This is a genomic window from Escherichia sp. 10290 (genome assembly GCF_030295155.1).
Taxonomy (GTDB): Bacteria; Pseudomonadota; Gammaproteobacteria; order Enterobacterales; family Enterobacteriaceae; genus Escherichia; species Escherichia coli_F.
This window is the reverse complement of sequence record NZ_AP025741.1, coordinates 2,418,382-2,440,594: the sequence shown is the minus strand read 5'-3', so window position 1 is coordinate 2,440,594 and position 22,213 is coordinate 2,418,382. Positions and strand designations below refer to the sequence as shown.

Below are 22,213 nucleotides of genomic sequence, written 5' to 3'. Positions count from 1 at the left end.
GGTTGGCGCAGGGCAACAGGGTAAATTAACGCTTTTACTGAAAGACGAAGAGTGATTATGGCGAACTGGCAATCTATCGACGAGCTGCAGGATATTGCATTGGATTTACCGCGATTTACCCACGCATTAGATGAACTTTCTCGCCGTCTTGGGCTGGATATCACTCCGCTGACTGCCGATCACATTTCTTTGCGTTGCCATCAAAACGTTACCGCTGAACGCTGGCGTCATGGGTTTGAACAGTGCGGCGAGCTTTTGTCAGAAAATATGATCAAGGGCAGGCCGATTTGTCTGTTTAAATTGCATGAACCGGTACAGGTGGCTCACTGGCAGTTTTCAATTGTAGAGCTACCGTGGCCTGGGGAAAAACGTTACCCGCACGAAGGTTGGGAACATATTGAAATCGTTCTGCCAGGTGATCCTGAAACGTTGAATGCCCGTGCGCTGGCATTGCTTTCTGATAAAGGACTCAGCCTTCCGGGGATCTCGGTTAAAACCAGTTCGCCAAAAGGTGAGCATGAGCGATTACCGAATCCGACGCTGGCGGTCACCGATGGCAAAACGACCATTAAATTTCATCCGTGGTCCATTGAAGAGATCGTTGCCAGCGAGCAGTCGGCGTAATTAAGGAGCAAAAATGGCATTACTGGAAATTTGCTGTTACAGCATGGAATGCGCGCTAACGGCGCAGCAAAACGGCGCAGACAGAGTTGAATTATGCGCAGCCCCAAAAGAGGGGGGCTTAACGCCGTCGTTGGGGGTATTGAAATCCGTGCGCCAGCGGGTGACGATCCCTGTGCATCCAATTATTCGCCCACGCGGTGGTGATTTTTGCTACAGCGACGGTGAGTTTGCCGCCATTCTTGAGGATGTGCGCACAGTCCGCGAATTAGGTTTTCCTGGACTGGTGACGGGCGTTCTCGATGTTGACGGGAATGTCGATATGCCACGAATGGAAAAAATAATGGCTGCTGCCGGTCCGCTGGCAGTGACTTTTCATCGCGCCTTCGATATGTGCGCTAACCCTTTAAATACACTCAATAATCTTGCGGAATTGGGCGTTGCTCGGGTACTGACATCAGGGCAAAAATCAGACGCACTGCAAGGTTTATCAAAAATTATGGAACTTATTGCCCATGGTGATGCTCCAATCATTATGGCCGGAGCAGGAGTCCGTGCAGAAAACCTGCACCACTTCCTCGATGCCGGAGTGCTGGAAGTCCATAGCTCCGCGGGAGCGTGGCAAGCCTCACCAATGCGTTATCGTAATCAAGGATTGTCCATGTCATCAGATGCACACGCGGACGAGTATTCGCGTTATGTCGTAGACGGGGCGGCGGTTGCTGAAATGAAAGGAATCATTGAACGCCGTCAGGCCAAATGATTTTTACCGTTGCATCATGTCGCCCAATATGATGCTTGCTCGTACCAGGCCCCTGCAATTTCAACAGGGGCCTTTTTTTATCCCCGAAAAGTATAAAAAACGAACGATTTCTGTGATCAGTTGAGCGCGTGACAGTGCGCATAGCGTTGTGCTAAAAATTTTTATATATTCATATTAATTATGTAATTTAAATTACTAAAACTGACAAATATATATTCTAAATAACAACTGGGTTATTCCTTAGCAATTAATGATTACATTGTAATAAATCATATTCTTTATCGATTATTTCAGGCAGTGTTGTGCCGAATTATGCAAGCGGTCAATTCGTTGTATATTTAATTATACAATGTTTTCGGTGTTCTGGAATTAATTAGAGGAATCTATGCGAGGGAAAAAACGCATTGGGTTATTATTTTTGCTGATAACGGTTGTGGTTGGTGGCGGCGGGTTATTACTGGCGCAAAAAGCCTTACATAAAACGTCGGATACCGCATTTTGCCTTTCCTGCCACTCGATGAGTAAACCTTTTGAGGAATATCAGGGAACTGTCCACTTTTCTAACCAGAAAGGGATACGTGCGGAATGTGCCGATTGCCATATTCCAAAGTCAGGGGCGGATTATTTATTTGCTAAATTAAAAGCTTCTAAAGATATTTATCATGAATTTGTTAGTGGCAAAATAGACAGTGACGATAAGTTCGAAGCGCATCGTCAGGAAATGGCCGAAACAGTATGGAAAGAATTAAAAGCAACTGATTCTGCAACGTGTCGTAGTTGCCATTCTTTTGATGCCATGGATATTGCCTCGCAAAGTGAATCTGCGCAGAAAATGCATAACAAAGCGCAAAAGGACGGCGAAACCTGTATCGATTGTCATAAAGGCATTGCCCATTTTCCACCACAAATAAAAATGGATGACAACGCGGCGCATGAGCTGGAAAGTCAGGCCGCTACTTCAGTTACCAATGGCGCACATATTTATCCTTTCAAAACTTCTCGCATAGGCGAGCTGGCTACCGTGAATCCTGGTACCGATCTCACCGTCGTTGATGCCAGTGGCAAACAGCCGATCGTTCTGTTGCAGGGTTATCAAATGCAGGGCAGTGAAAACACGCTCTACCTGGCGGCAGGTCAACGGCTGGCGCTAGCCACATTAAGTGAAGAAGGTATCAAGGCGTTAACGGTAAACGGGGAATGGCAGGCTGACGAATACGGCAATCAATGGCGTCAGGCGTCTTTACAGGGTGTGCTTACCGATCCCGCATTAGCGGACCGTAAACCGCTATGGCAATACGCTGAAAAACTTGACGATACCTATTGCGCTGGTTGCCATGCCCCTATTGCCTCCGACCATTACACCGTCAATGCATGGCCGTCCATTGCCAAAGGAATGGGTGCGCGAACCAGCATGAGCGAAAACGAACTGGACATTTTGACGCGGTACTTCCAGTACAACGCCAAAGATATTACCGAGAAACAGTGATCCTCGTTGATCAGGGAGGAAGTTATGACATTAACAAGACGTGAATTTATTAAACACAGCGGTATTGCCGCTGGGGCGCTGGTGGTGACATCGGCTGCACCGTTACCTGCATGGGCAGAAGAGAAGGGCGGCAAAATCCTCACCGCAGGCCGTTGGGGAGCGATGAACGTAGAAGTGAAGGACGGCAAGATTGTTTCTTCGACAGGCGCGCTGGCGAAAACCATACCGAACTCCTTACAGTCTACGGCGGCTGATCAGGTACATACAACGGCGCGTATTCAGCATCCGATGGTGAGAAAAAGCTATCTCGATAATCCACTACAACCGGCGAAAGGTCGTGGCGAAGATACTTATGTACAGGTGAGCTGGGAACAAGCATTAAAACTTATTCATGATCAACACGATCGCATTCGCAAAGCTAACGGACCATCGGCCATTTTTGCCGGATCTTACGGCTGGCGCTCTTCTGGCGTGTTACATAAAGCGCAAACCTTACTGCAACGTTATATGAATCTTGCGGGCGGTTATTCAGGGCATAGCGGCGATTATTCAACCGGGGCGGCACAGGTGATCATGCCGCATGTGGTGGGTTCCGTGGAGGTGTATGAACAGCAGACCTCCTGGCCGCTGATTCTGGAAAACAGCCAGGTTGTGGTGCTGTGGGGGATGAACCCGCTGAATACCTTAAAAATTGCCTGGAGCAGTACCGATGAGCAAGGGCTGGAATACTTCCATCAGCTGAAAAAATCTGGCAAACCAGTGATTGCCATTGATCCTATCCGCTCCGAAACCATCGAATTCTTTGGCAATAATGCCACCTGGATCGCGCCGAATATGGGCACCGACGTGGCACTGATGTTAGGGATTGCACATACCCTGATGACACTAGGCAAACACGATAAAGTGTTCCTTGAAAAATACACCACCGGGTATCCGCAGTTTGAAGAGTATCTGACAGGTAAGAGCGATAAAACGCCGAAGAGCGCGGCCTGGGCGGCGGAAATTACTGGCGTAGCGGAAGCGCAGATAGTCAAACTCGCTGAACTGATGGCGGCAAATCGCACAATGCTGATGGCAGGCTGGGGAATTCAGCGCCAGCAATATGGTGAACAGAAACACTGGATGCTGGTGACGCTGGCGGCGATGTTAGGGCAGATTGGTACACCGGGCGGCGGGTTTGGTTTCTCTTATCATTACTCAAACGGTGGCAACCCGACGCGTGTTGGCGGAGTGCTGCCGGAAATGTCTGCGGCGATTGCCGGACAGGCCAGCGAGGCCGCTGATGATGGCGGAATGACGGCGATTCCTGTTGCCCGTATCGTCGATGCGCTGGAAAATCCTGGCGGCAAATATCAGCATAACGGTAAAGAACAAACGTATCCGAATATCAAAATGATCTGGTGGGCGGGTGGCGGTAACTTTACCCATCACCAGGATACTAATCGTCTGATTAAAGCATGGCAGAAACCGGAGATGATCGTCGTTTCTGAATGCTACTGGACCGCAGCTGCTAAACATGCAGATATCGTATTACCGATCACCACATCGTTTGAGCGCAATGACTTGACGATGACCGGTGATTACAGCAACCAGCATATTGTACCGATGAAGCAGGCTGTCGCTGCGCAATTTGAAGCGCGTAACGATTTTGATGTGTTTGCCGATCTTGCTGAATTACTCAAACCTGGCGGAAAAGAGATCTATACCGAAGGTAGAGATGAAATGGCGTGGCTGAAATTTTTCTATGATGCCGCTCAGAAAGGTGCGCGTGCGCAACGCGTGACTATGCCGATGTTTAATGCTTTCTGGCAGCAAAATAAACTGATCGAAATGCGCCGCAGCGAGAAGAACGAACAGTACGTTCGTTATGCTGATTTCCGCGCCGATCCGGTGAAAAATGCGCTGGGTACGCCAAGCGGCAAAATTGAGATTTACTCCAAAACGCTGGAAAAATTTGGCTATAAGGATTGCCCGGCACACCCAACCTGGCTTGCGCCTGATGAGTGGAAAGGTTCCGCCGACGAGAAGCAGTTGCAGCTTCTGACCGCACATCCGGCACACCGTTTACACAGTCAGCTTAACTATGCGGAACTGCGTAAAAAATATGCGGTTGCCGATCGTGAACCGATCACTATTCACACCGAAGATGCTGCTCGCTTTGGTATTGCGAATGGCGATCTGGTGCGTGTCTGGAACAAACGTGGTCAGATTCTGACAGGCGCGGTGGTGACTGACGGGATCAAAAAAGGCGTGGTATGCGTGCATGAAGGTGCATGGCCAGATCTGGAAAATGGCTTGTGTAAAAACGGCAGTGCGAACGTGTTAACGGCGGATATCCCCAGCTCTCAGCTGGCAAATGCCTGTGCCGGTAACTCTGCGCTGGTGTATATCGAAAAATATACGGGCAATGCACCGAAGTTAACGGCGTTTGATCAGCCAGCTGTTCAGGCATAAGACGTGAAAAGCGCCCGGAAACGGGCGCTGAGGTTATGCAAACGTAAAACTGCCTGATGCGCTATGCTTATCAGACCTACATAGTCCCTGCAACATATTGAATTAAAAAGGCTTTGTAGGCCGGATAAGGCGTTCACGCCGCATCCGGCAGTAATACCAGACCTTTACGGCTTGCGCGCAATCAGTACCGCGCGTTTAGGCGCAGGATAGCCTTCCACCGTTTTACCCGGATCATGTGGGTCGAGGAAATCGGACAGAGACTCGGTGACCATCCATTCGGTGCGTCGCTGCTCTTCGGTCGTGGTAACGCTCACATCCGCAATGCGGATATCAACAAAACCACACTTCTTCAGCCAGTTTTTCAACGCCAGGGCTGACGGGATGAAATAAACATTACGCATTTGCGCGTAACGATCGCCTGGCACCAGGACGGTATTTTCATCGCCATCAATAACCAGCGTTTCCAGCACCAGTTCACCTTCATTCACCAGTTGATCTTTTAACTGCCAGAGATGCTCCAGCGGTGAACGACGATGATAAAGTACGCCCATCGAAAAGACGGTATCAAAGGCTTTCAGCGCCGGAAGTTGTTCAATCCCTAAGGGCAACAGATGCGCCCGTTGGTCGTTACCCAATAGTTTACGCACCGCTTCAAACTGGCATAGGAACAGTTGCGTAGGGTCGATACCCACCGCCAGATGTGCGCCTGCGCCAATCATGCGCCACATGTGATAACCGCTGCCGCAGCCGACATCAAGAATGGTGCGCCCGGTTAAATCAGAAAGATGGGGTAGAACACGATCCCATTTCCAGTCAGAACGCCATTCGGTATCGATGTTAACGCCATACAGCGAAAACGGCCCTTTGCGCCACGGCATCAGGTTGCGCATCAGTGTTTCAATGCGCTTAATCTGCCCTGCGCTCAGTGGCTCTTCGCTTTCTGCCGTCACGCTATGCAGTAAATCAAGACGATACGGTTTAATTTCAGGCAGAAATTCCACCGCATTGGACCACTGTTTAAACAGACCGTGCTGCTGTTCGCGCTGCCAGCTGGCAATCTGCGCGGGCAGCGTTTCCAGCCAGTGTGAAAGATGATTTTTGGCAATCAGAGAATAAAAGTTACCAAAGTCGATCATGCAGCGTCCTCTGCTTTTAATGCCACCAGTGAACCAAAGTTAAAGCACTGGAACCACAGCTCGCTATGTTCAAAACCGGCTTGATGCAGGCGAGCTTTATGGGTTTCCACAGAATCGGTTAGCATCACATTTTCCAGCATGCTGCGCTTCTGGCTGATCTCCAGTTCGCTGTAACCGTTGGCACGTTTAAAGTCGTGGTGCATGTTGAACAGCAGTTCACCAACTTTGGCATCTTCGAAACTGAATTTTTCTGAAAGCACCAGCGCGCCGCCCGGATTCAGCCCTTGATAAATTTTATCCAGTAACGCCTGACGCTCTGAAGGTTCCAGGAATTGCAGGGTAAAATTCAGCACAACCATCGATGCGTTTTCAATGGTGATATCGCGAATATCACCTTCAATAACGTCTACTGGCGTAGGGGCTTTATAAGCGTCAATATGACGACGGCAGCGTTCAATCATCGCCGGAGAGTTGTCGATGGCGATAATTTTGCAATTATCATGATGAATATTGCGACGCACTGAGAGCGTCGCCGCGCCCAGAGAACAACCCAGATCGTAAACCTGCGTACCAGGTTGAACGAAGCGTTCGGCTAACATACCAATCATGGAAATAATATTGGAATAGCCGGGAACGGAACGCTGGATCATATCCGGGAAGACTTCAGCTACCCGTTCATCAAAGGTCCAGTCGCCCAGTCTGGCGATAGGGGCAGAAAATAGCGTGTCGCGGTGAGACATAACGTAAAAATCCGGGAAAAAGAAAGTGGCGTATTGTGCGCTAACGCAGGGAGAAAACCAACTCCCAGGGCATATACCAAAGATTCGCCAGCACCATCAGCAACAGCGCACACCAGGTGGCGCTCATGCCAGAACGTCGCCAGCGGAACAGACGGTGATGAAAACCGTAATAATGCATCAGACGACCAGCAAGCAAAACGATGCCGCAAATATGCACCATCCAGGTTTCGGCGCCATTCATTTCCATAAACAGCATCAACACAATCGCGATGGGAATATACTCCACCGCGTTACCATGAATGCGAATAGCGCTTTGCAGTTCGCTAAAACCGCCGTCACCATAGGCAACGCGGTACTGCATACGCAGGCGAACGACATCAAAAGAGAACTTCATTAATAACAACGCACTTAAAACGGCATACAGCGCGCTTACCATACAAACTCCCTTTAAAATGGCCGATGGCACCTGTCTATGATAGGTGGCAAATTCAGAAAAGAGAAGATTGCTGTGGAATAGCCGGAACTGCTCCGATCTCTGGAAGTGTTTTACGTAAGCCTTCCCACAGGGTATGTACCAGTTCCGGTGCCTGGGCAATATCTGGCGTATGTAAAAAAAGATAAGGCGTAGTGGTCTGATGCCACTGCGCTAATTTTTGTAACCAAACCTGAAACAACTCTCGGTTTTGCGTCATATCATCACTACCGATAAAACGGATCAGCGGATTTGTCGCCGTCAGCACAGCATGTACGGGAACTTTAGGTTTTTTCCGTTGAGCGTCGCGAATAGCTTCACTGTGTGGGCGTGCTGCATGAACCGGGCGGCTGTCTAAAATCACCCGATTAACGCCGCGCTGATGTAAACCGCGATTAAGTGTTTGTTCCTCTTCCCCTTTGGCGAAAAACTGTGGATGGCGGACTTCCACACCATAATTAAACTCGCCGGGAAGAGAGTCGAGAAAATGCCAAAGCGCAGGCAGATCCCGTGGGCCAAATGTGGCAGGCAGTTGCAGCCAGTATTGCCCAATGCGCGGCGCTAACGGTGACAAGCGAGTCAAAAATTCAGTTACTAAATCATCGCAATGCCGTAATGCTGCCTGATGCGAAATGGTCGCCGGAAACTTAAAACAGAAGCGAAAATTATCTGTGGTCTGCTCACGCCAGCGCAGGACAACCTCGGATTTCGGCAGGGCGTAAAGCGTGGTGTTGCCCTCCACACAGTTAAAGTGGCGGGCATACTCTTCAAGGCTGGTGATCCCCAACCGCACCCATTTAGGATGCGACCATTGTGGCAGACCGATGTAAATCATAATGCGTTGAGGATCTCTTCCACACTGCGCACACGGGCGATGCGTGGGTAGATATGGTTGATGCTGTTATTATGCTGCTCAGCGCTGGCGGCGCTGCAGGCGTCTTCGGCAATCACCAGATTAAAACCAAGTTCCCAGGCATTGCGGGCGGTGGATTCAACACCGATATTGGTCGAGATCCCACATAATACTATTGTATCGATACCCCGGCGGCGTAATTGCAACTCCAGATCCGTACCGTAAAACGCACCCCATTGACGTTTGATGATTTCAATATCGCTGTCTGTTGCACCCAATGCAGCAGGATGTTGCCACCAATTTTCGGGCAACACTTTAGCGGGGGAGGGGGCATCAACCGGCTGTTTTAATGCTTCGGCGTAATCGGTAGACCAACCAACGCGCACCAGAAACACGGGCTGACCGTTCGCGCGAAATTTCGCCGCCAGCTTCCCTGCTCGATTAACCACCTCATCGGCAGTATGAGGACCACCGGCAAAAGGTAAGATGCCTTCTTGTAAGTCAATTACCACCAGCGCAGTGGTATTAGCATTCAGTTCAAGCATATTGTCTCCTGATAAAACAAAATCGTGCCTCTCACCTTAATGCGATTAGCCGATGGCGGAACGACAATTTTTGTTAATTTTTATGAGTTCGGGCAACACCTTTATAGCAAACTGGCGTAGAGTCTGATTTCAGGCCCGATATAAAGTGGTAACGAGGCGTTCCAGCGCGGGCCAGGCTCTTACGGTGCGGCAGAATTTCCAGTATAATAGCCGCCTTTTTTCATTCAGTTGTGACATACAGCTAACGCTGCGACTTGGTCACCTGCGCAGCAGGGGGCATCCGCCGGCAGCTAAGTTAAGGGATATCTCATGCGTACAGAATATTGTGGACAGCTCCGTTTGTCCCACGTGGGGCAGCAGGTGACTCTGTGTGGTTGGGTCAACCGTCGTCGTGATCTTGGTAGCCTGATCTTCATCGATATGCGCGACCGCGAAGGTATCGTGCAGGTATTTTTCGATCCGGATCGTGCGGACGCGTTAAAGCTGGCCTCTGAACTGCGTAATGAGTTCTGCATTCAGGTCACGGGCACCGTACGTGCGCGTGACGAAAAAAATATCAACCGCGATATGGCGACCGGCGAAATCGAAGTGCTGGCCTCCTCGCTGACCATCATCAACCGCGCAGACGTTCTGCCGCTTGACTCTAACCACGTCAACACCGAAGAAGCGCGTCTGAAATACCGCTACCTCGACCTGCGTCGCCCGGAAATGGCTCAGCGCCTGAAAACCCGCGCTAAAATCACCAGCCTGGTGCGCCGTTTTATGGATGACCACGGCTTCCTTGACATCGAAACTCCGATGCTGACCAAAGCCACGCCGGAAGGCGCACGTGACTACCTGGTGCCTTCTCGTGTGCACAAAGGGAAATTCTACGCACTGCCGCAGTCTCCGCAGCTGTTCAAACAGCTGCTGATGATGTCCGGTTTTGACCGCTACTATCAGATTGTAAAATGCTTCCGTGACGAAGACCTGCGTGCTGATCGTCAGCCTGAATTCACCCAGATCGATGTGGAAACCTCTTTCATGACCGCGCCGCAAGTGCGTGAAGTGATGGAAGCGCTGGTACGCCATTTGTGGCTGGAAGTGAAGGGCGTGGATCTCGGTGATTTCCCTGTAATGACCTTTGCGGAAGCAGAACGCCGTTATGGTTCTGATAAACCGGATCTGCGTAACCCGATGGAACTGACTGACGTTGCCGATCTGCTGAAATCCGTTGAGTTCGCGGTATTCGCAGGTCCGGCGAACGATCCGAAAGGCCGCGTTGCTGCTCTGCGTGTTCCGGGTGGCGCATCGCTGACCCGTAAGCAGATCGACGAATACGGTAACTTCGTTAAAATCTACGGCGCGAAAGGTCTGGCGTACATCAAAGTTAACGAACGTGCGAAAGGTCTGGAAGGTATCAACAGCCCGGTAGCGAAGTTCCTCAACGCTGAAATCATCGAAGCCATCCTGGATCGTACTGCCGCGCAAGATGGCGATATGATTTTCTTCGGTGCTGATAACAAGAAAATTGTTGCCGACGCGATGGGCGCATTGCGTCTGAAAGTGGGTAAAGACCTTGGTCTGACCGACGAAAGCAAATGGGCACCGCTATGGGTTATCGACTTCCCGATGTTTGAAGACGACGGTGAAGGCGGCCTGACGGCAATGCACCATCCGTTCACCTCACCGAAAGATATGACGGCGGCAGAGTTGAAAGCTGCACCGGAAAATGCGGTGGCGAACGCTTACGATATGGTCATCAATGGTTACGAAGTGGGCGGTGGTTCTGTGCGTATCCATAATGGGGATATGCAGCAGACGGTGTTTGGTATTCTGGGGATCAACGAAGAGGAACAGCGCGAGAAATTCGGCTTCCTGCTCGACGCCCTGAAATACGGTACTCCGCCGCACGCAGGTCTGGCATTCGGTCTTGACCGTCTGACCATGCTGCTGACCGGTACCGACAACATCCGTGACGTTATCGCCTTCCCGAAAACCACGGCGGCAGCGTGTCTGATGACCGAAGCGCCAAGCTTTGCTAACCCGACTGCTCTGTCCGAGCTGAGCATTCAGGTTGTGAAGAAGGCAGAGAATAATTGATATGACTTATAAGCGTCCCGTTTCTATTCTGGTGGTTATTTATGCGCAAGATACGAAACGGGTGCTGATGTTACAGCGGCGTGATGATCCCGATTTCTGGCAGTCAGTAACCGGCAGTGTGGAAGAGGGGGAAACCGCGCCGCAAGCCGCCATGCGCGAAGTAAAGGAAGAGGTCACCATTGATGTTGTCGCTGAACAACTGACCTTAATTGACTGTCAGCGCACGGTGGAGTTTGAAATTTTTTCACATTTACGTCATCGCTATGCGCCGGGCGTAACGCGTAATACGGAATCTTGGTTCTGTCTTGCACTCCCGCACGAGCGCCAGATCGTTTTCACTGAACATCTGGCCTACAAGTGGCTTGATGCGCATGCTGCGGCGGCGCTCACAAAGTCATGGAGCAACCGGCAGGCGATTGAACAGTTTGTAATTAACGCTGCCTGAACAGGCAGGGCTATCTGGAGATATTTTTATGGCAGGTCATAGTAAATGGGCCAACACCAGACATCGTAAAGCTGCGCAGGATGCTAAGCGCGGTAAAATCTTCACTAAAATCATTCGTGAGCTGGTAACCGCGGCTAAGTTGGGCGGTGGCGATCCGGATGCTAACCCGCGTCTGCGAGCAGCTATTGATAAAGCACTGTCTAACAACATGACCCGAGACACCCTGAACCGCGCAATTGCCCGTGGTGTGGGTGGTGATGATGATGCAAACATGGAAACCATCATCTACGAAGGTTACGGTCCTGGCGGCACGGCAATCATGATTGAATGTCTGTCTGATAACCGCAACCGTACCGTTGCTGAAGTGCGTCACGCATTCAGCAAATGTGGCGGTAACCTCGGTACTGATGGTTCCGTAGCCTATCTGTTCAGCAAAAAAGGCGTGATCTCCTTTGAGAAAGGCGATGAAGACACCATCATGGAAGCAGCTCTGGAAGCTGGTGCTGAAGATGTTGTGACCTATGATGATGGCGCGATTGACGTCTACACTGCATGGGAGGAAATGGGCAAAGTACGCGACGCTCTGGAAGCTGCAGGTCTGAAAGCAGACAGCGCGGAAGTTTCCATGATCCCGTCCACCAAAGCTGATATGGATGCAGAAACCGCACCGAAACTGATGCGTCTGATCGATATGCTGGAAGATTGCGACGACGTGCAGGAAGTCTACCATAACGGTGAAATCTCTGATGAGGTTGCAGCGACTCTCTGATGAGGCCTGCTAAACAGCAAAACGGAGACGCGTGATGGCTATTATTCTCGGCATTGACCCGGGTTCGCGCGTGACCGGCTATGGCGTCATCCGCCAGGTGGGCAGGCAGCTGTCCTACCTGGGTAGCGGATGTATACGCACCAAAGTAGATGATTTACCGTCTCGTCTTAAGCTCATCTATGCGGGCGTGACGGAAATCATCACCCAGTTCCAGCCTGATTATTTCGCCATTGAACAAGTCTTTATGGCTAAAAATGCCGACTCGGCCCTGAAGCTGGGGCAGGCGCGTGGCGTCGCGATTGTGGCGGCGGTGAATCAGGAATTACCGGTATTTGAATACGCGGCACGTCAGGTAAAGCAAACGGTGGTAGGTATTGGTAGTGCCGAAAAAAGCCAGGTGCAGCATATGGTTCGCACCTTGCTGAAACTCCCCGCTAATCCGCAGGCGGATGCCGCTGATGCGCTGGCAATTGCCATCACCCACTGCCACGTTAGTCAGAATGCGATGCAGATGAGCGAATCGCGGCTGAACCTGGCGAGAGGGCGACTGCGTTAAGTTATACCGCCTCGGTCAATTCAGGCTGAGGCGTTTCTACTCCCTCCGCATGAATCAACACCAAACCCGGATGATGCCACAAACTGGCTGGTGTTACGGTTTTACGCTCCCACGGAATCGAACCTAAAAACCAGAATTTCCAGAAAGTGAGTTTTGCGTTCGGATTGCTATTTAGCAGTTCTCCAAACGTCTCTATTTCACCCACCGGAATACATAACGCCTCTTTATAAATATCAAAAACGAATTTTGAGCAGAACTGGCGGGAAGATTCGTATTTAAAGCCGGTGTGGTAGAGCTTATGCAACCGTCCGGGGACCTTTTCGACCAGAGCAAGTTTTTGCTCTGCGGTTAAACCTCCTGCGAGGCGGCGAACACCGTAGCGTTGATCGGTCGACCGTTCAATAAATCGTGACAAAGTTGTGATTGTGGAGAGCGGAACTCGACTCTCCGCAACCAGGTAATCATCACCGTCATGTCCGATGATTATCCCCACATGGTTGCTCCAGCATTTCGAGGCTGCAGAGATTTGCCCAAACAGGCGAGCACCGATGCAGGTAAAAACAATATCACCGGTTTCATATTTAACTGGGTAATTTATTTTCACTATATCAATCCATTATTTATATATAAAACAGCATCTATCTTTCGTGATGGTAAAGCATTAGCATTGTATTGTAATCATGACAAGGAATGTTTTATGCGGTTATTTATTAATGTGATAATTATAGTTTCGATCAGTCAATGCGTGAATGTATTTGCTCAAGATAATGTCATTCGCTATCCCTGGCGATATGGACGTATTTCTTTAAATGAGAATAATGAGTTTGTGCCTCAAATTATTCATATGCGTGATGATATCTACGGCGTGGGTGAAGCTGGTGCAAGCCTTAACGATGCGAGAATGGCGCAAAGTGGTGTCACCGTGAGGCTTAGCGTTATACAGCAGGGGCAGGTGGTGAATGCTTTACTGGATTTCTACAATAGCAATAATCAACCTGCTTATATATTTGAAGGTGGTTTGATGCCTTGCAATAAAGCCTTTGACATCACAACAAGCAACATTGTCCTTGATGGGATGTGTGGAATTTATGATGGGGTCGATGGCTGGCAAGTTATTCCTGCGGGTGAGCATTATAAAGAATCGTTTTCACTCACTCAGGCTTTTGAATTCTTGCCGGGAAAACATCATTATAAAATTAATGCCGGAAGTTTTATCATCAGAGTCGGGGATGATATTTTTGCAAGAGAAGATGCCGAAAGCATTCTTTTTGATTTGATTAACTGGCGATATGGCTATGTGCAAAAAGTTATGAAAGGGTGTCGAAGGGGGATTTGATGGCAGGATATTATGCTCTGTATGAATACTCAGGCGCTGACATAATTGATGAGTATGATATTTACTCAAACCAGGTCTCGATTGATCTTAATGGTGACGAGTTAGCGCATACGGAGTCATATCAGTGGCGTATTGATAGTGGAATGATCCCGCAAAAATTCAGCGTTCAGGGACTCGCTGAATGATTAGTCCTCTACCTGCTTGCCAGATACAGAGGCGCGGATGAATTTATCAAGCGTATTCAATCAGCTTTTAATCTCATTTGCTCTTGCCGGGACGTTGATATTAAGCATCTATCTCATGGAAGCTCACTACCCACGTTTCAGGAAGCCAATTGCGCTCTTTTACTTCTTTTTAGCGATTTATACCAGTTATGCTGCCGTTCAGGAGTATGAGTACCACCGCAATAGCTTGACTACGCTCGCAAAAGTTTCTTCGATTCGTTATACCAGTAATTTTAAGCGTAGCGCCTCGCACTCCTGCAATTTACTGCGGGGAGGAAGGATTGATTGCTCGGGGCTGTATGCCTATGACCTGACCTGGCAGATTGACGGTAAGACATGGAATTTGCATGTTGAGGACAAGCGTATAAAACCAGGAATCACCATGTGCGTGAAGGTTGTAAAAGATCGCCCCGCCATCGGGAAACCCTGTGAAAACGTGTTTTTCAATATCAGCCCTTTGCCGATTCTGATAGCTATATGGGCAATAAGCGCATTTATATTTGCGGTCTTACTCCTTCACCAACTAAAAAAATGCCGCGAATGGAAGCACGCCAGCAAGGAACGTGGAAAAATTGGCCATTAGAAGTCAAAGAAAGAGTGCGATGTAAGGTGATTCATAGAAAATTTCAGATACCGTGAGCCAAAGGATTATCAGTTCTGAAATGATTTAATATCATCCCTCGCTGGATATCTATCCAGCATTTTTTTATCATACAGCATTATCTTTGATTCATTACGCAGGAGCGTCATGTGATAGGCAGACTCAGAGGCATCATCATTGAAAAACAACCCCCGCTGGTATTAATTGAAGTGGGCGGCGTAGGCTATGAAGTGCATATGCCGATGACCTGTTTTTATGAACTCCCTGAAGCGGGTCAGGAAGCGATCGTTTTCACCCACTTTGTGGTGCGTGAAGACGCGCAACTGCTGTACGGTTTTAACAATAAACAAGAGCGCACGTTGTTCAAAGAGTTGATCAAAACCAACGGCGTTGGGCCTAAACTGGCATTGGCAATCCTCTCCGGAATGTCAGCGCAGCAGTTCGTTAATGCCGTTGAGCGTGAAGAAGTCGGGGCTCTGGTGAAACTGCCGGGTATTGGCAAAAAAACCGCCGAACGCTTGATTGTCGAAATGAAAGACCGATTTAAAGGTTTACATGGCGATCTCTTTACGCCAGCTGCCGACCTGGTACTCACGTCACCTGCCAGCCCGGCGACCGACGATGCTGAACAGGAAGCGGTTGCCGCGTTGGTGGCGCTGGGCTATAAACCACAAGAAGCAAGCCGGATGGTGAGCAAAATCGCTCGCCCTGACGCCAGCAGTGAAACATTAATTCGTGAAGCCCTGCGCGCCGCGTTATGAGGTAAAGGATGATTGAAGCAGACCGTCTGATTTCTGCCGGTACCACTTTGCCGGAAGATGTGGCAGATCGCGCCATTCGCCCCAAATTACTGGAAGAGTATGTTGGTCAACCGCAGGTTCGTTCACAGATGGAGATTTTCATCAAAGCAGCGAAACTGCGCGGAGATGCCCTCGATCATCTGTTGATTTTTGGTCCTCCTGGTTTAGGTAAAACTACGCTTGCCAACATTGTCGCCAATGAAATGGGCGTGAATTTACGCACGACTTCCGGTCCAGTGCTGGAAAAGGCGGGCGATCTGGCAGCGATGCTCACTAACCTTGAACCGCATGACGTGCTGTTCATTGATGAGATCCACCGTCTTTCGCCAGTGGTGGAAGAGGTGTTGTATCCGGCAATGGAAGACTACCAACTGGATATTATGATTGGTGAAGGTCCGGCGGCACGCTCCATTAAAATTGATTTGCCGCCGTTTACCCTGATTGGTGCAACCACGCGCGCAGGTTCGCTGACATCACCGTTGCGCGATCGTTTTGGTATTGTGCAACGTCTGGAGTTTTATCAGGTGCCGGATCTGCAATATATCGTCAGTCGTAGTGCCCGTTTTATGGGGCTTGAGATGAGTGATGACGGCGCGTTGGAAGTTGCTCGCCGGGCGCGTGGTACGCCACGTATTGCCAACCGTCTGCTGCGTCGTGTTCGCGATTTTGCCGAAGTGAAGCACGATGGCACCATCTCGGCGGATATCGCCGCCCAGGCACTGGATATGCTGAATGTTGATGCTGAAGGTTTCGATTATATGGACCGCAAATTGTTGCTGGCGGTAATCGATAAGTTCTTTGGTGGGCCGGTAGGCCTGGATAACCTGGCGGCAGCTATTGGTGAAGAACGTGAAACCATTGAGGATGTACTGGAACCTTATTTGATTCAGCAAGGCTTTTTGCAGCGTACACCGCGCGGGCGTATGGCGACAGTGCGGGCGTGGAACCACTTCGGCATCACGCCACCAGAAATGCCTTAAGTTGAATAAGGCATTCAAGCCGCTTCCGACATTGGCGATAAGCCTGATGCGACGCTGTTCGCGTCTTATCAGGCCTTGTATTATCCCTCCTGTGCAGAGAAAATCGGCCAGTTTTCTCTGCCTGCAGTCCGCATGCCGTATCGGGCCTTAGGTTTTCAACCTGTTGCGTAGATTTATGCAGCGGACTGCCTTTCTCCCAAAGTGATAAACCGGACAGTATCATGGACCGGTTTTCCCGGTAATCCGTATTTGCAAGGTTGGTTTCACGATGGAACATGAACTTCATTATATCGGTATCGACACCGCTAAAGAGAAACTGGATGTCGATGTGTTGCGTCCTGATGGTCGTCATCGCACCAAAAAATTCGCTAACACCACTAAAGGGCACGATGAGCTGGTGAGCTGGCTGAAAGGTCACAAGATTGACCATGCGCATATCTGCATCGAAGCGACCGGCACCTATATGGAACCTGTCGCAGAGTGCCTTTACGATGCTGGCTACATAGTGTCAGTCATTAATCCTGCACTGGGTAAAGCTTTCGCTCAGAGTGAAGGACTGCGTAACAAGACTGATACCGTGGATGCGCGCATGCTGGCAGAGTTCTGTCGTCAGAAGCGCCCTGCAGCCTGGGAAGCGCCTCACCCGCTTGAACGCGCGTTGCGTGCCCTGGTCGTACGCCACCAGGCGCTGACAGATATGCACACGCAGGAACTGAACCGCACTGAAACGGCGCGGGAAGTCCAGAGACCGAGCATTGATGCTCACCTTCTGTGGCTTGAAGCAGAGCTGAAGCGTCTTGAGAAGCAGATAAAAGACCTGACAGACGATGATCCGGATATGAAACACCGCAGGAAACTGCTGGAAAGTATCCCGGGTATCGGAGAGAAAACATCTGCGGTATTACTGGCTTATATAGGTCTGAAGGACCGCTTCGCCCATGCCAGACAGTTCGCCGCTTTTGCGGGTCTGACACCACGGCGTTATGAATCAGGCAGTAGTGTGAGAGGGGCAAGCCGGTTGAGTAAAGCCGGACATGTGTCGCTTCGCAGGGCGTTGTATATGCCTGCAATGGTAGCCACCAGTAAGACTGAGTGGGGACGGGCGTTCCGCGACCGTCTGGCGGCTAATGGCAAGAAAGGAAAAGTGATTCTCGGCGCGATGATGCGCAAGCTGGCACAGGTGGCGTATGGAGTGCTGAAGTCAGGCGTACCGTTCGATGCGTCACGGCATAATCCGGTAGCTGCGTAAAAATCGCGGAAGGGATGAAAAAAACAGCGCCTGACGGCGCTGTGTCTGGCATGCCTGCAATCTGGGAAACCAGGGTAGAAAAAAACTTGCAGGCCATAACAGTATCTACCAAAAGTAGCGAACCGTAGGTCGGATAAGGCGCTCGCGCCGCATCCGACAAATGTGTTCAGCGACATATTAGCTGGCCTGCTTTTTCATCATACTGATAATAAATAACAGTGCCGCACATAGCACTACCGACGGACCCGCCGGCGTATCGTAAAATGCGGAAAAGGTTAAACCGCCAGTTACTGCCACCATTCCCACCAAAACAGCGACACCGGCCATCTGTTCCGGCGTGCGGGCAAAGCGACGCGCTGTAGCTGCAGGAATAATCAGCAACGAAGTAATAATCAACGCACCGACAAATTTCATCGCTACACCAATCGTCAATGCCGTCACCAGCATCAACAACAATTTCACGCGCTGTAATTTCACACCATCAACAAACGCCAGATCCGGGCTAATCGTCATCGACAGTAAATTACGCCATTGCCAGAACAAAATCGCTACCACGATGACCACGCCAATCGCAATGGAAATGAGATCTTCTGGCGTCACTGCCAGCAAATCACCGAACAGGTAAGCCATTAAGTCAACACGAATGTTAGACATCAGACTAACGACCACCAGGCCCAGCGAGAGGGCACTGTGTGCCATAATCCCTAATAACGTGTCGATCGCTAGTTGTGGGCGCTTTTCCAGCCATACCAGACCACCCGCAAGCAGCAGCGTAACCGCAATCACCGCATAGAATGGATTAACGTCCAGCAACAAACCAAACGCGACGCCAAGTAACGAGGCATGAGCCAGCGTATCACCGAAATAAGACATACGACGCCAGACTACAAATGAACCCAGCGGACCCGCGGCACAGGCGAGCATGATCCCGGCCAACCAACCGGGAAATAGTAATTCAATCATGAGCGATCATTTCCCCGACGCAAAACAATTCGTCCCTGTAAATCGTGACGATGATTATGATGATGGCGATAGATACCCAGTTGTTCAGCACCACGAGGACCAAACATAGAAATAAACTCCGGATGCAGGGAAACAACTTCCGGTGTGCCGGAACAACAAATGTGGTGATTCAGGCAAAGCACTTCATCGGTTTTTGCCATTACCAAATGCAGATCGTGAGACACCATTAAAACGCCACAATCCAGTTCGCGACGCAGTTGGTCAATAAGGTCATACAGCGCTACCTGACCATTTACATCCACGCCCTGAGTGGGTTCATCCAGCACTAATAATTGCGGTCGATTTAACAATGCTCGTGCTAACAGTACACGCTGCGTTTCGCCACCAGAGAGCTTTTGCATCGGTGCGTTAATAAGATGCCCGGCCTGGACACGTTTCAGTGCAGGCAAAATATCTTCTTTATGTGTTCCAGGGCGTAAGCGTAAAAAACGGTTTACGGTCAGTGGCAAAGTGGTGTCGAGATACAGCTTCTGCGGTACATAGCCGATGCGCAGTTTTCCGTTGCGCTTGATAACCCCTTCATCGGGTGTTACCAGCCCGAGCACTACCCGTACCAGTGTCGACTTACCTGCGCCATTTGGCCCAAGTAAAGTCAAAATTTTTCCAGGTTTAAGTTCCAGCGACACATCAGAGAGGACGCGGCGTTGGCCAAAAGAAACCGAGACATTTTCCAGGGAAACCAGACTTGTCATGTTAATTTTAGTCTTGCAGTAGTCATGAAATGTTATAATATCACACTTCTCATATTCATTACGATGATTGGTCGCATTATGTTACATAAAAAAACGCTTCTTTTCGCAGCATTATCTGCCGCTCTCTGGGGCGGTGCAACTCAGGCCGCAGATGCCGCCGTTGTCGCTTCGCTTAAACCCATTGGGTTCATCGCATCTGCCATTGCTGCTGGGGTAACAGAAACGGAGGTTTTACTTCCTGACGGCGCTTCAGAACATGATTATTCACTGCGTCCATCAGATGTAAAACGCTTACAGAACGCGGACTTAGTTGTTTGGGTTGGCCCGGAGATGGAAGCGTTCATGCAAAAACCGGTAAGTAAATTACCTGAAGCCAAACAGGTAACGATTGCGCAGCTAGAGAATGTGAAACCGCTGCTGATGAAAAGTATTCACGGAGATGATGATGATCACGACCACGCAGAAAAAAGTGACGAAGATCACCATCACGGCGATTTCAACATGCATCTTTGGCTTTCCCCAGAGATAGCGCGGGCTACAGCGGTTGCAATCCATGGAAAATTAGTGGAACTTATGCCGCAAAGTCGAGCCAAACTTGACGCCAACCTGAAGGATTTTGAGGCACAATTAGCCTCAACCGAAAAGCAGGTTGGTAACGAGCTCGCGCCGCTCAAGGGGAAAGGTTATTTCGTTTTTCACGATGCTTACGGCTATTTCGAAAAACAGTTCGGACTGACACCGCTTGGTCATTTTACCGTTAACCCTGAGATTCAACCTGGCGCGCAGCGTTTACATGAAATAAGAACACAGTTGGTTGAGCAAAAAGCAACCTGCGTTTTTGCTGAGCCACAGTTCAGGCCAGCGGTCGTTGAGAGCGTCGCACGAGGGACATCCGTTCGTATGGGAACGTTGGATCCCCTGGGGACGAATATCAAACTGGGTAAAACAAGCTATTCAGAATTCCTGAATCAATTAGCCAACCAGTATGCGAGCTGCCTGAAAGGAGATTAATGAGGAAGTGATTACGTGCAACAGATAGCCCGCTCTGTCGCCCTGGCGTTTAATAATTTACCGCGACCACACCGCGTTATGTTGGGGTCGCTCACCGTTCTTACTCTGGCCGTCGCTGTCTGGCGGCCCTATGTTTATCACCGCGATGCCACGCCAATTGTCAAAACCATTGAGCTGGAACAGAACGAAATTCGTTCGCTCTTACCTGAAGCCAGTGAGCCGATTGATCAAGCTGCACAAGAAGATGAAGCCATTCCCCAGGATGAACTGGATGACAAAATCGCCGGTGAAGCGGGCGTGCATGAATATGTTGTTTCCACTGGCGATACGCTAAGCAGCATTCTCAATCAGTATGGTATTGATATGGGTGATATCACCCAACTGGCTGCTGCCGACAAAGAATTGCGTAACCTGAAAATCGGTCAACAACTTTCCTGGACATTAACCGCGGACGGCGAACTGCAGCGCCTCACCTGGGAAGTGTCTCGTCGTGAAACCCGAACCTATGACCGTACTGCCGCTAACGGTTTTAAAATGACCAGCGAAATGCAGCAAGGGGAATGGGTTAACAATCTGCTGAAAGGTACTGTCGGAGGAAGTTTTGTTGCCAGCGCCAGAAACGCCGGTTTAACCAGCGCCGAAGTGAGCGCTGTGATTAAAGCTATGCAGTGGCAAATGGATTTCCGCAAACTGAAAAAAGGCGATGAATTTGCGGTGTTAATGTCACGAGAAATGCTTGATGGCAAACGTGAGCAAAGTCAGCTGCTGGGCGTACGTTTGCGTTCAGAAGGTAAAGATTATTACGCAATCCGCGCTGAAGATGGCAAATTCTACGACCGTAACGGCACTGGTCTGGCGAAAGGATTCTTGCGATTCCCGACGGCGAAACAATTCCGTATCTCTTCTAACTTTAACCCGCGTCGTACTAACCCGGTGACTGGTCGCGTTGCACCGCACAGAGGTGTTGATTTCGCCATGCCACAGGGTACGCCAGTACTTTCAGTGGGTGACGGTGAAGTGGTGGTTGCCAAACGCAGTGGCGCAGCAGGTTATTATGTGGCTATTCGTCATGGTCGCAGCTACACCACGCGTTATATGCACTTGCGCAAGATTCTGGTGAAACCAGGACAGAAAGTGAAACGTGGCGACCGTATCGCGCTTTCCGGTAATACCGGACGTTCAACCGGGCCGCATCTGCACTATGAAGTATGGATAAACCAGCAGGCCGTAAACCCGTTGACGGCAAAACTGCCGCGTACCGAAGGACTGACTGGATCCGATCGTCGCGAATTCCTGGCGCAGGCCAAAGAGATTGTGCCACAGCTACGGTTTGATTAATTAACATCCATTCGCAGCCGGTACGCAGTCAGTACCG

The 22,213-nt window shown here is 50.0% G+C and carries 24 protein-coding genes; 16 read left to right on the top strand and 8 right to left on the bottom strand.

Translation table 11 applies throughout. From position 1 onward, the window contains the following. The first annotated feature begins 57 nt into the window (after positions 1–57). The 4 genes from QUE74_RS12360 (at position 58) to torZ (ending at position 5,324) form a co-directional block, all read left to right on the top strand. A complete protein-coding gene (locus QUE74_RS12360) occupies positions 58–624 on the top strand; it encodes a VOC family protein (RefSeq protein ID WP_001360735.1) in 567 nt (188 codons plus the stop codon). Positions 625–637: 13 nt separating this feature from the next. Further along, the gene (gene cutC, locus QUE74_RS12355; RefSeq protein ID WP_001185733.1) at positions 638–1,384 is read left to right on the top strand and encodes a copper homeostasis protein CutC; all 747 of its coding nucleotides are present in this window, start codon (positions 638–640) and stop codon (positions 1,382–1,384) included. A 385-nt stretch (positions 1,385–1,769) separates the two neighbouring features. Then, positions 1,770–2,870, top strand: coding sequence for a NapC/NirT family cytochrome c (locus tag QUE74_RS12350; protein WP_001214335.1), 1,101 nt, complete (start codon positions 1,770–1,772; stop codon positions 2,868–2,870). A gap of 24 nt (positions 2,871–2,894) precedes the next feature. After that, the gene (torZ, locus tag QUE74_RS12345) at positions 2,895–5,324 is read left to right on the top strand and encodes a trimethylamine N-oxide reductase TorZ (protein ID WP_000176763.1); all 2,430 of its coding nucleotides are present in this window, start codon (positions 2,895–2,897) and stop codon (positions 5,322–5,324) included. Positions 5,325–5,488: 164 nt separating this feature from the next. On the opposite strand, the gene cmoB is transcribed toward torZ, so the two are convergent. From cmoB to QUE74_RS12320, 5 genes are read right to left on the bottom strand one after another with little or no spacing between them, the layout of a single operon-like run. Then, a complete protein-coding gene (gene cmoB, locus QUE74_RS12340) occupies positions 5,489–6,460 on the bottom strand; it encodes a tRNA 5-methoxyuridine(34)/uridine 5-oxyacetic acid(34) synthase CmoB (RefSeq protein ID WP_000564758.1) in 972 nt (323 codons plus the stop codon). Further along, complete coding sequence (gene cmoA, locus QUE74_RS12335) at positions 6,457–7,200, bottom strand: carboxy-S-adenosyl-L-methionine synthase CmoA (protein ID WP_000019597.1); 744 nt, start codon at positions 7,198–7,200, stop codon at positions 6,457–6,459. Before cmoA ends, cmoB begins: the two co-directional genes overlap by 4 nt. 40 nt (positions 7,201–7,240) lie before the next feature. Beyond that, complete coding sequence (locus tag QUE74_RS12330) at positions 7,241–7,636, bottom strand: MAPEG family protein (protein ID WP_000252980.1); 396 nt, start codon at positions 7,634–7,636, stop codon at positions 7,241–7,243. Between the two features lie 52 nt (positions 7,637–7,688). Continuing rightward, positions 7,689–8,507: a DUF72 domain-containing protein gene (locus tag QUE74_RS12325; protein WP_000639288.1), complete on the bottom strand. Its 819-nt coding sequence runs from the start codon at positions 8,505–8,507 to the stop codon at positions 7,689–7,691. Then, on the bottom strand, positions 8,504–9,070 hold the full coding sequence (locus tag QUE74_RS12320) for a hydrolase (protein WP_000891649.1): 567 nt from the start codon (positions 9,068–9,070) through the stop codon (positions 8,504–8,506). Before QUE74_RS12320 ends, QUE74_RS12325 begins: the two co-directional genes overlap by 4 nt. Positions 9,071–9,379: 309 nt before the next feature. Between QUE74_RS12320 and aspS the strand changes: the two genes are divergently transcribed. The 4 genes from aspS to ruvC are packed head-to-tail and all read left to right on the top strand — an operon-like array spanning position 9,380 to position 12,922. After that, positions 9,380–11,152 (top strand): aspartate--tRNA ligase, encoded by a 1,773-nt coding sequence (gene aspS / locus QUE74_RS12315; protein WP_001258663.1) that lies wholly within the window; start codon positions 9,380–9,382, stop codon positions 11,150–11,152. Next, positions 11,145–11,597 carry a dihydroneopterin triphosphate diphosphatase gene (nudB, locus tag QUE74_RS12310; RefSeq protein WP_077626310.1) on the top strand — a complete coding sequence of 151 codons (453 nt, stop codon included), beginning with the start codon at positions 11,145–11,147 and terminating at the stop codon, positions 11,595–11,597. The genes aspS and nudB overlap by 8 nt, the downstream gene beginning before the upstream one ends. A gap of 28 nt (positions 11,598–11,625) precedes the next feature. Then, the gene (locus tag QUE74_RS12305; protein WP_000907234.1) at positions 11,626–12,366 is read left to right on the top strand and encodes a YebC/PmpR family DNA-binding transcriptional regulator; all 741 of its coding nucleotides are present in this window, start codon (positions 11,626–11,628) and stop codon (positions 12,364–12,366) included. Positions 12,367–12,400: 34 nt separating this feature from the next. Then, a complete protein-coding gene (ruvC, locus tag QUE74_RS12300; protein WP_001295503.1) occupies positions 12,401–12,922 on the top strand; it encodes a crossover junction endodeoxyribonuclease RuvC in 522 nt (173 codons plus the stop codon). Position 12,923: 1 nt separating this feature from the next. On the opposite strand, the gene QUE74_RS12295 is transcribed toward ruvC, so the two are convergent. Then, on the bottom strand, positions 12,924–13,487 hold the full coding sequence (locus QUE74_RS12295; protein ID WP_234761061.1) for a YebB family permuted papain-like enzyme: 564 nt from the start codon (positions 13,485–13,487) through the stop codon (positions 12,924–12,926). Here QUE74_RS12295 and QUE74_RS12290 point away from each other — a divergent pair. The 6 genes from QUE74_RS12290 (at position 13,395) to QUE74_RS12265 (ending at position 18,112) form a co-directional block, all read left to right on the top strand. Then, positions 13,395–14,258, top strand: a complete 864-nt coding sequence (locus tag QUE74_RS12290) for a hypothetical protein (protein ID WP_241957444.1) — start codon at positions 13,395–13,397, stop codon at positions 14,256–14,258. The genes QUE74_RS12295 and QUE74_RS12290 overlap by 93 nt on opposite strands. Next, entirely contained in the window at positions 14,258–14,443 is a 186-nt protein-coding gene (locus QUE74_RS12285; RefSeq protein WP_000929568.1) for a hypothetical protein, read from the top strand. Before QUE74_RS12290 ends, QUE74_RS12285 begins: the two co-directional genes overlap by 1 nt. Positions 14,444–14,480: 37 nt before the next feature. Continuing rightward, positions 14,481–15,065 (top strand): hypothetical protein, encoded by a 585-nt coding sequence (locus QUE74_RS12280; RefSeq protein WP_001054409.1) that lies wholly within the window; start codon positions 14,481–14,483, stop codon positions 15,063–15,065. 167 nt (positions 15,066–15,232) lie between these two features. Next, entirely contained in the window at positions 15,233–15,844 is a 612-nt protein-coding gene (gene ruvA, locus QUE74_RS12275; RefSeq protein ID WP_000580323.1) for a Holliday junction branch migration protein RuvA, read from the top strand. 8 nt (positions 15,845–15,852) lie between these two features. Next, positions 15,853–16,863 (top strand): Holliday junction branch migration DNA helicase RuvB, encoded by a 1,011-nt coding sequence (gene ruvB / locus QUE74_RS12270; RefSeq protein ID WP_000568522.1) that lies wholly within the window; start codon positions 15,853–15,855, stop codon positions 16,861–16,863. 268 nt (positions 16,864–17,131) lie between these two features. Then, positions 17,132–18,112 carry an IS110-like element IS621 family transposase gene (locus QUE74_RS12265; RefSeq protein ID WP_000399629.1) on the top strand — a complete coding sequence of 327 codons (981 nt, stop codon included), beginning with the start codon at positions 17,132–17,134 and terminating at the stop codon, positions 18,110–18,112. A gap of 177 nt (positions 18,113–18,289) precedes the next feature. Here the strand turns inward: QUE74_RS12265 and znuB are convergent, their stop codons facing one another. Together znuB and znuC are read right to left on the bottom strand one after the other, a co-directional pair. Then, positions 18,290–19,075: a zinc ABC transporter permease subunit ZnuB gene (gene znuB, locus QUE74_RS12260; protein ID WP_000571478.1), complete on the bottom strand. Its 786-nt coding sequence runs from the start codon at positions 19,073–19,075 to the stop codon at positions 18,290–18,292. Then, positions 19,072–19,827, bottom strand: a complete 756-nt coding sequence (gene znuC, locus QUE74_RS12255; protein WP_000202996.1) for a zinc ABC transporter ATP-binding protein ZnuC — start codon at positions 19,825–19,827, stop codon at positions 19,072–19,074. The genes znuB and znuC overlap by 4 nt, the downstream gene beginning before the upstream one ends. A gap of 78 nt (positions 19,828–19,905) precedes the next feature. Here znuC and znuA point away from each other — a divergent pair, with 78 nt between their 5' ends. Further along, positions 19,906–20,838: a zinc ABC transporter substrate-binding protein ZnuA gene (gene znuA / locus QUE74_RS12250; RefSeq protein WP_001360732.1), complete on the top strand. Its 933-nt coding sequence runs from the start codon at positions 19,906–19,908 to the stop codon at positions 20,836–20,838. A 15-nt stretch (positions 20,839–20,853) separates the two neighbouring features. Further along, the gene (gene mepM / locus QUE74_RS12245) at positions 20,854–22,176 is read left to right on the top strand and encodes a murein DD-endopeptidase MepM (RefSeq protein ID WP_001184045.1); all 1,323 of its coding nucleotides are present in this window, start codon (positions 20,854–20,856) and stop codon (positions 22,174–22,176) included. Positions 22,177–22,213 lie beyond the last annotated feature (37 nt).

Excerpts from the sequence above, each read along its gene's own strand:
- QUE74_RS12325 (WP_000639288.1), bottom strand. The coding sequence starts at position 8,507 with ATGATTTACATCGGTCTGCCACAATGGTCGCATCCTAAATGGGTGCGG.
- aspS (WP_001258663.1), top strand. The coding sequence starts at position 9,380 with ATGCGTACAGAATATTGTGGACAGCTCCGTTTGTCCCACGTGGGGCAG.
- znuA (WP_001360732.1), top strand. The coding sequence starts at position 19,906 with ATGTTACATAAAAAAACGCTTCTTTTCGCAGCATTATCTGCCGCTCTC.
- ruvB (WP_000568522.1), top strand. The coding sequence starts at position 15,853 with ATGATTGAAGCAGACCGTCTGATTTCTGCCGGTACCACTTTGCCGGAA.
- QUE74_RS12280 (WP_001054409.1), top strand. The coding sequence starts at position 14,481 with ATGAATTTATCAAGCGTATTCAATCAGCTTTTAATCTCATTTGCTCTT.
- QUE74_RS12285 (WP_000929568.1), top strand. The coding sequence starts at position 14,258 with ATGGCAGGATATTATGCTCTGTATGAATACTCAGGCGCTGACATAATT.
- QUE74_RS12305 (WP_000907234.1), top strand. The coding sequence starts at position 11,626 with ATGGCAGGTCATAGTAAATGGGCCAACACCAGACATCGTAAAGCTGCG.
- QUE74_RS12265 (WP_000399629.1), top strand. The coding sequence starts at position 17,132 with ATGGAACATGAACTTCATTATATCGGTATCGACACCGCTAAAGAGAAA.
- QUE74_RS12330 (WP_000252980.1), bottom strand. The coding sequence starts at position 7,636 with ATGGTAAGCGCGCTGTATGCCGTTTTAAGTGCGTTGTTATTAATGAAG.
- cmoB (WP_000564758.1), bottom strand. The coding sequence starts at position 6,460 with ATGATCGACTTTGGTAACTTTTATTCTCTGATTGCCAAAAATCATCTT.
- cmoA (WP_000019597.1), bottom strand. The coding sequence starts at position 7,200 with ATGTCTCACCGCGACACGCTATTTTCTGCCCCTATCGCCAGACTGGGC.
- QUE74_RS12360 (WP_001360735.1), top strand. The coding sequence starts at position 58 with ATGGCGAACTGGCAATCTATCGACGAGCTGCAGGATATTGCATTGGAT.
- QUE74_RS12350 (WP_001214335.1), top strand. The coding sequence starts at position 1,770 with ATGCGAGGGAAAAAACGCATTGGGTTATTATTTTTGCTGATAACGGTT.
- QUE74_RS12290 (WP_241957444.1), top strand. The coding sequence starts at position 13,395 with ATGTCCGATGATTATCCCCACATGGTTGCTCCAGCATTTCGAGGCTGC.
- cutC (WP_001185733.1), top strand. The coding sequence starts at position 638 with ATGGCATTACTGGAAATTTGCTGTTACAGCATGGAATGCGCGCTAACG.
- torZ (WP_000176763.1), top strand. The coding sequence starts at position 2,895 with ATGACATTAACAAGACGTGAATTTATTAAACACAGCGGTATTGCCGCT.
- znuC (WP_000202996.1), bottom strand. The coding sequence starts at position 19,827 with ATGACAAGTCTGGTTTCCCTGGAAAATGTCTCGGTTTCTTTTGGCCAA.
- QUE74_RS12320 (WP_000891649.1), bottom strand. The coding sequence starts at position 9,070 with ATGCTTGAACTGAATGCTAATACCACTGCGCTGGTGGTAATTGACTTA.
- ruvC (WP_001295503.1), top strand. The coding sequence starts at position 12,401 with ATGGCTATTATTCTCGGCATTGACCCGGGTTCGCGCGTGACCGGCTAT.
- znuB (WP_000571478.1), bottom strand. The coding sequence starts at position 19,075 with ATGATTGAATTACTATTTCCCGGTTGGTTGGCCGGGATCATGCTCGCC.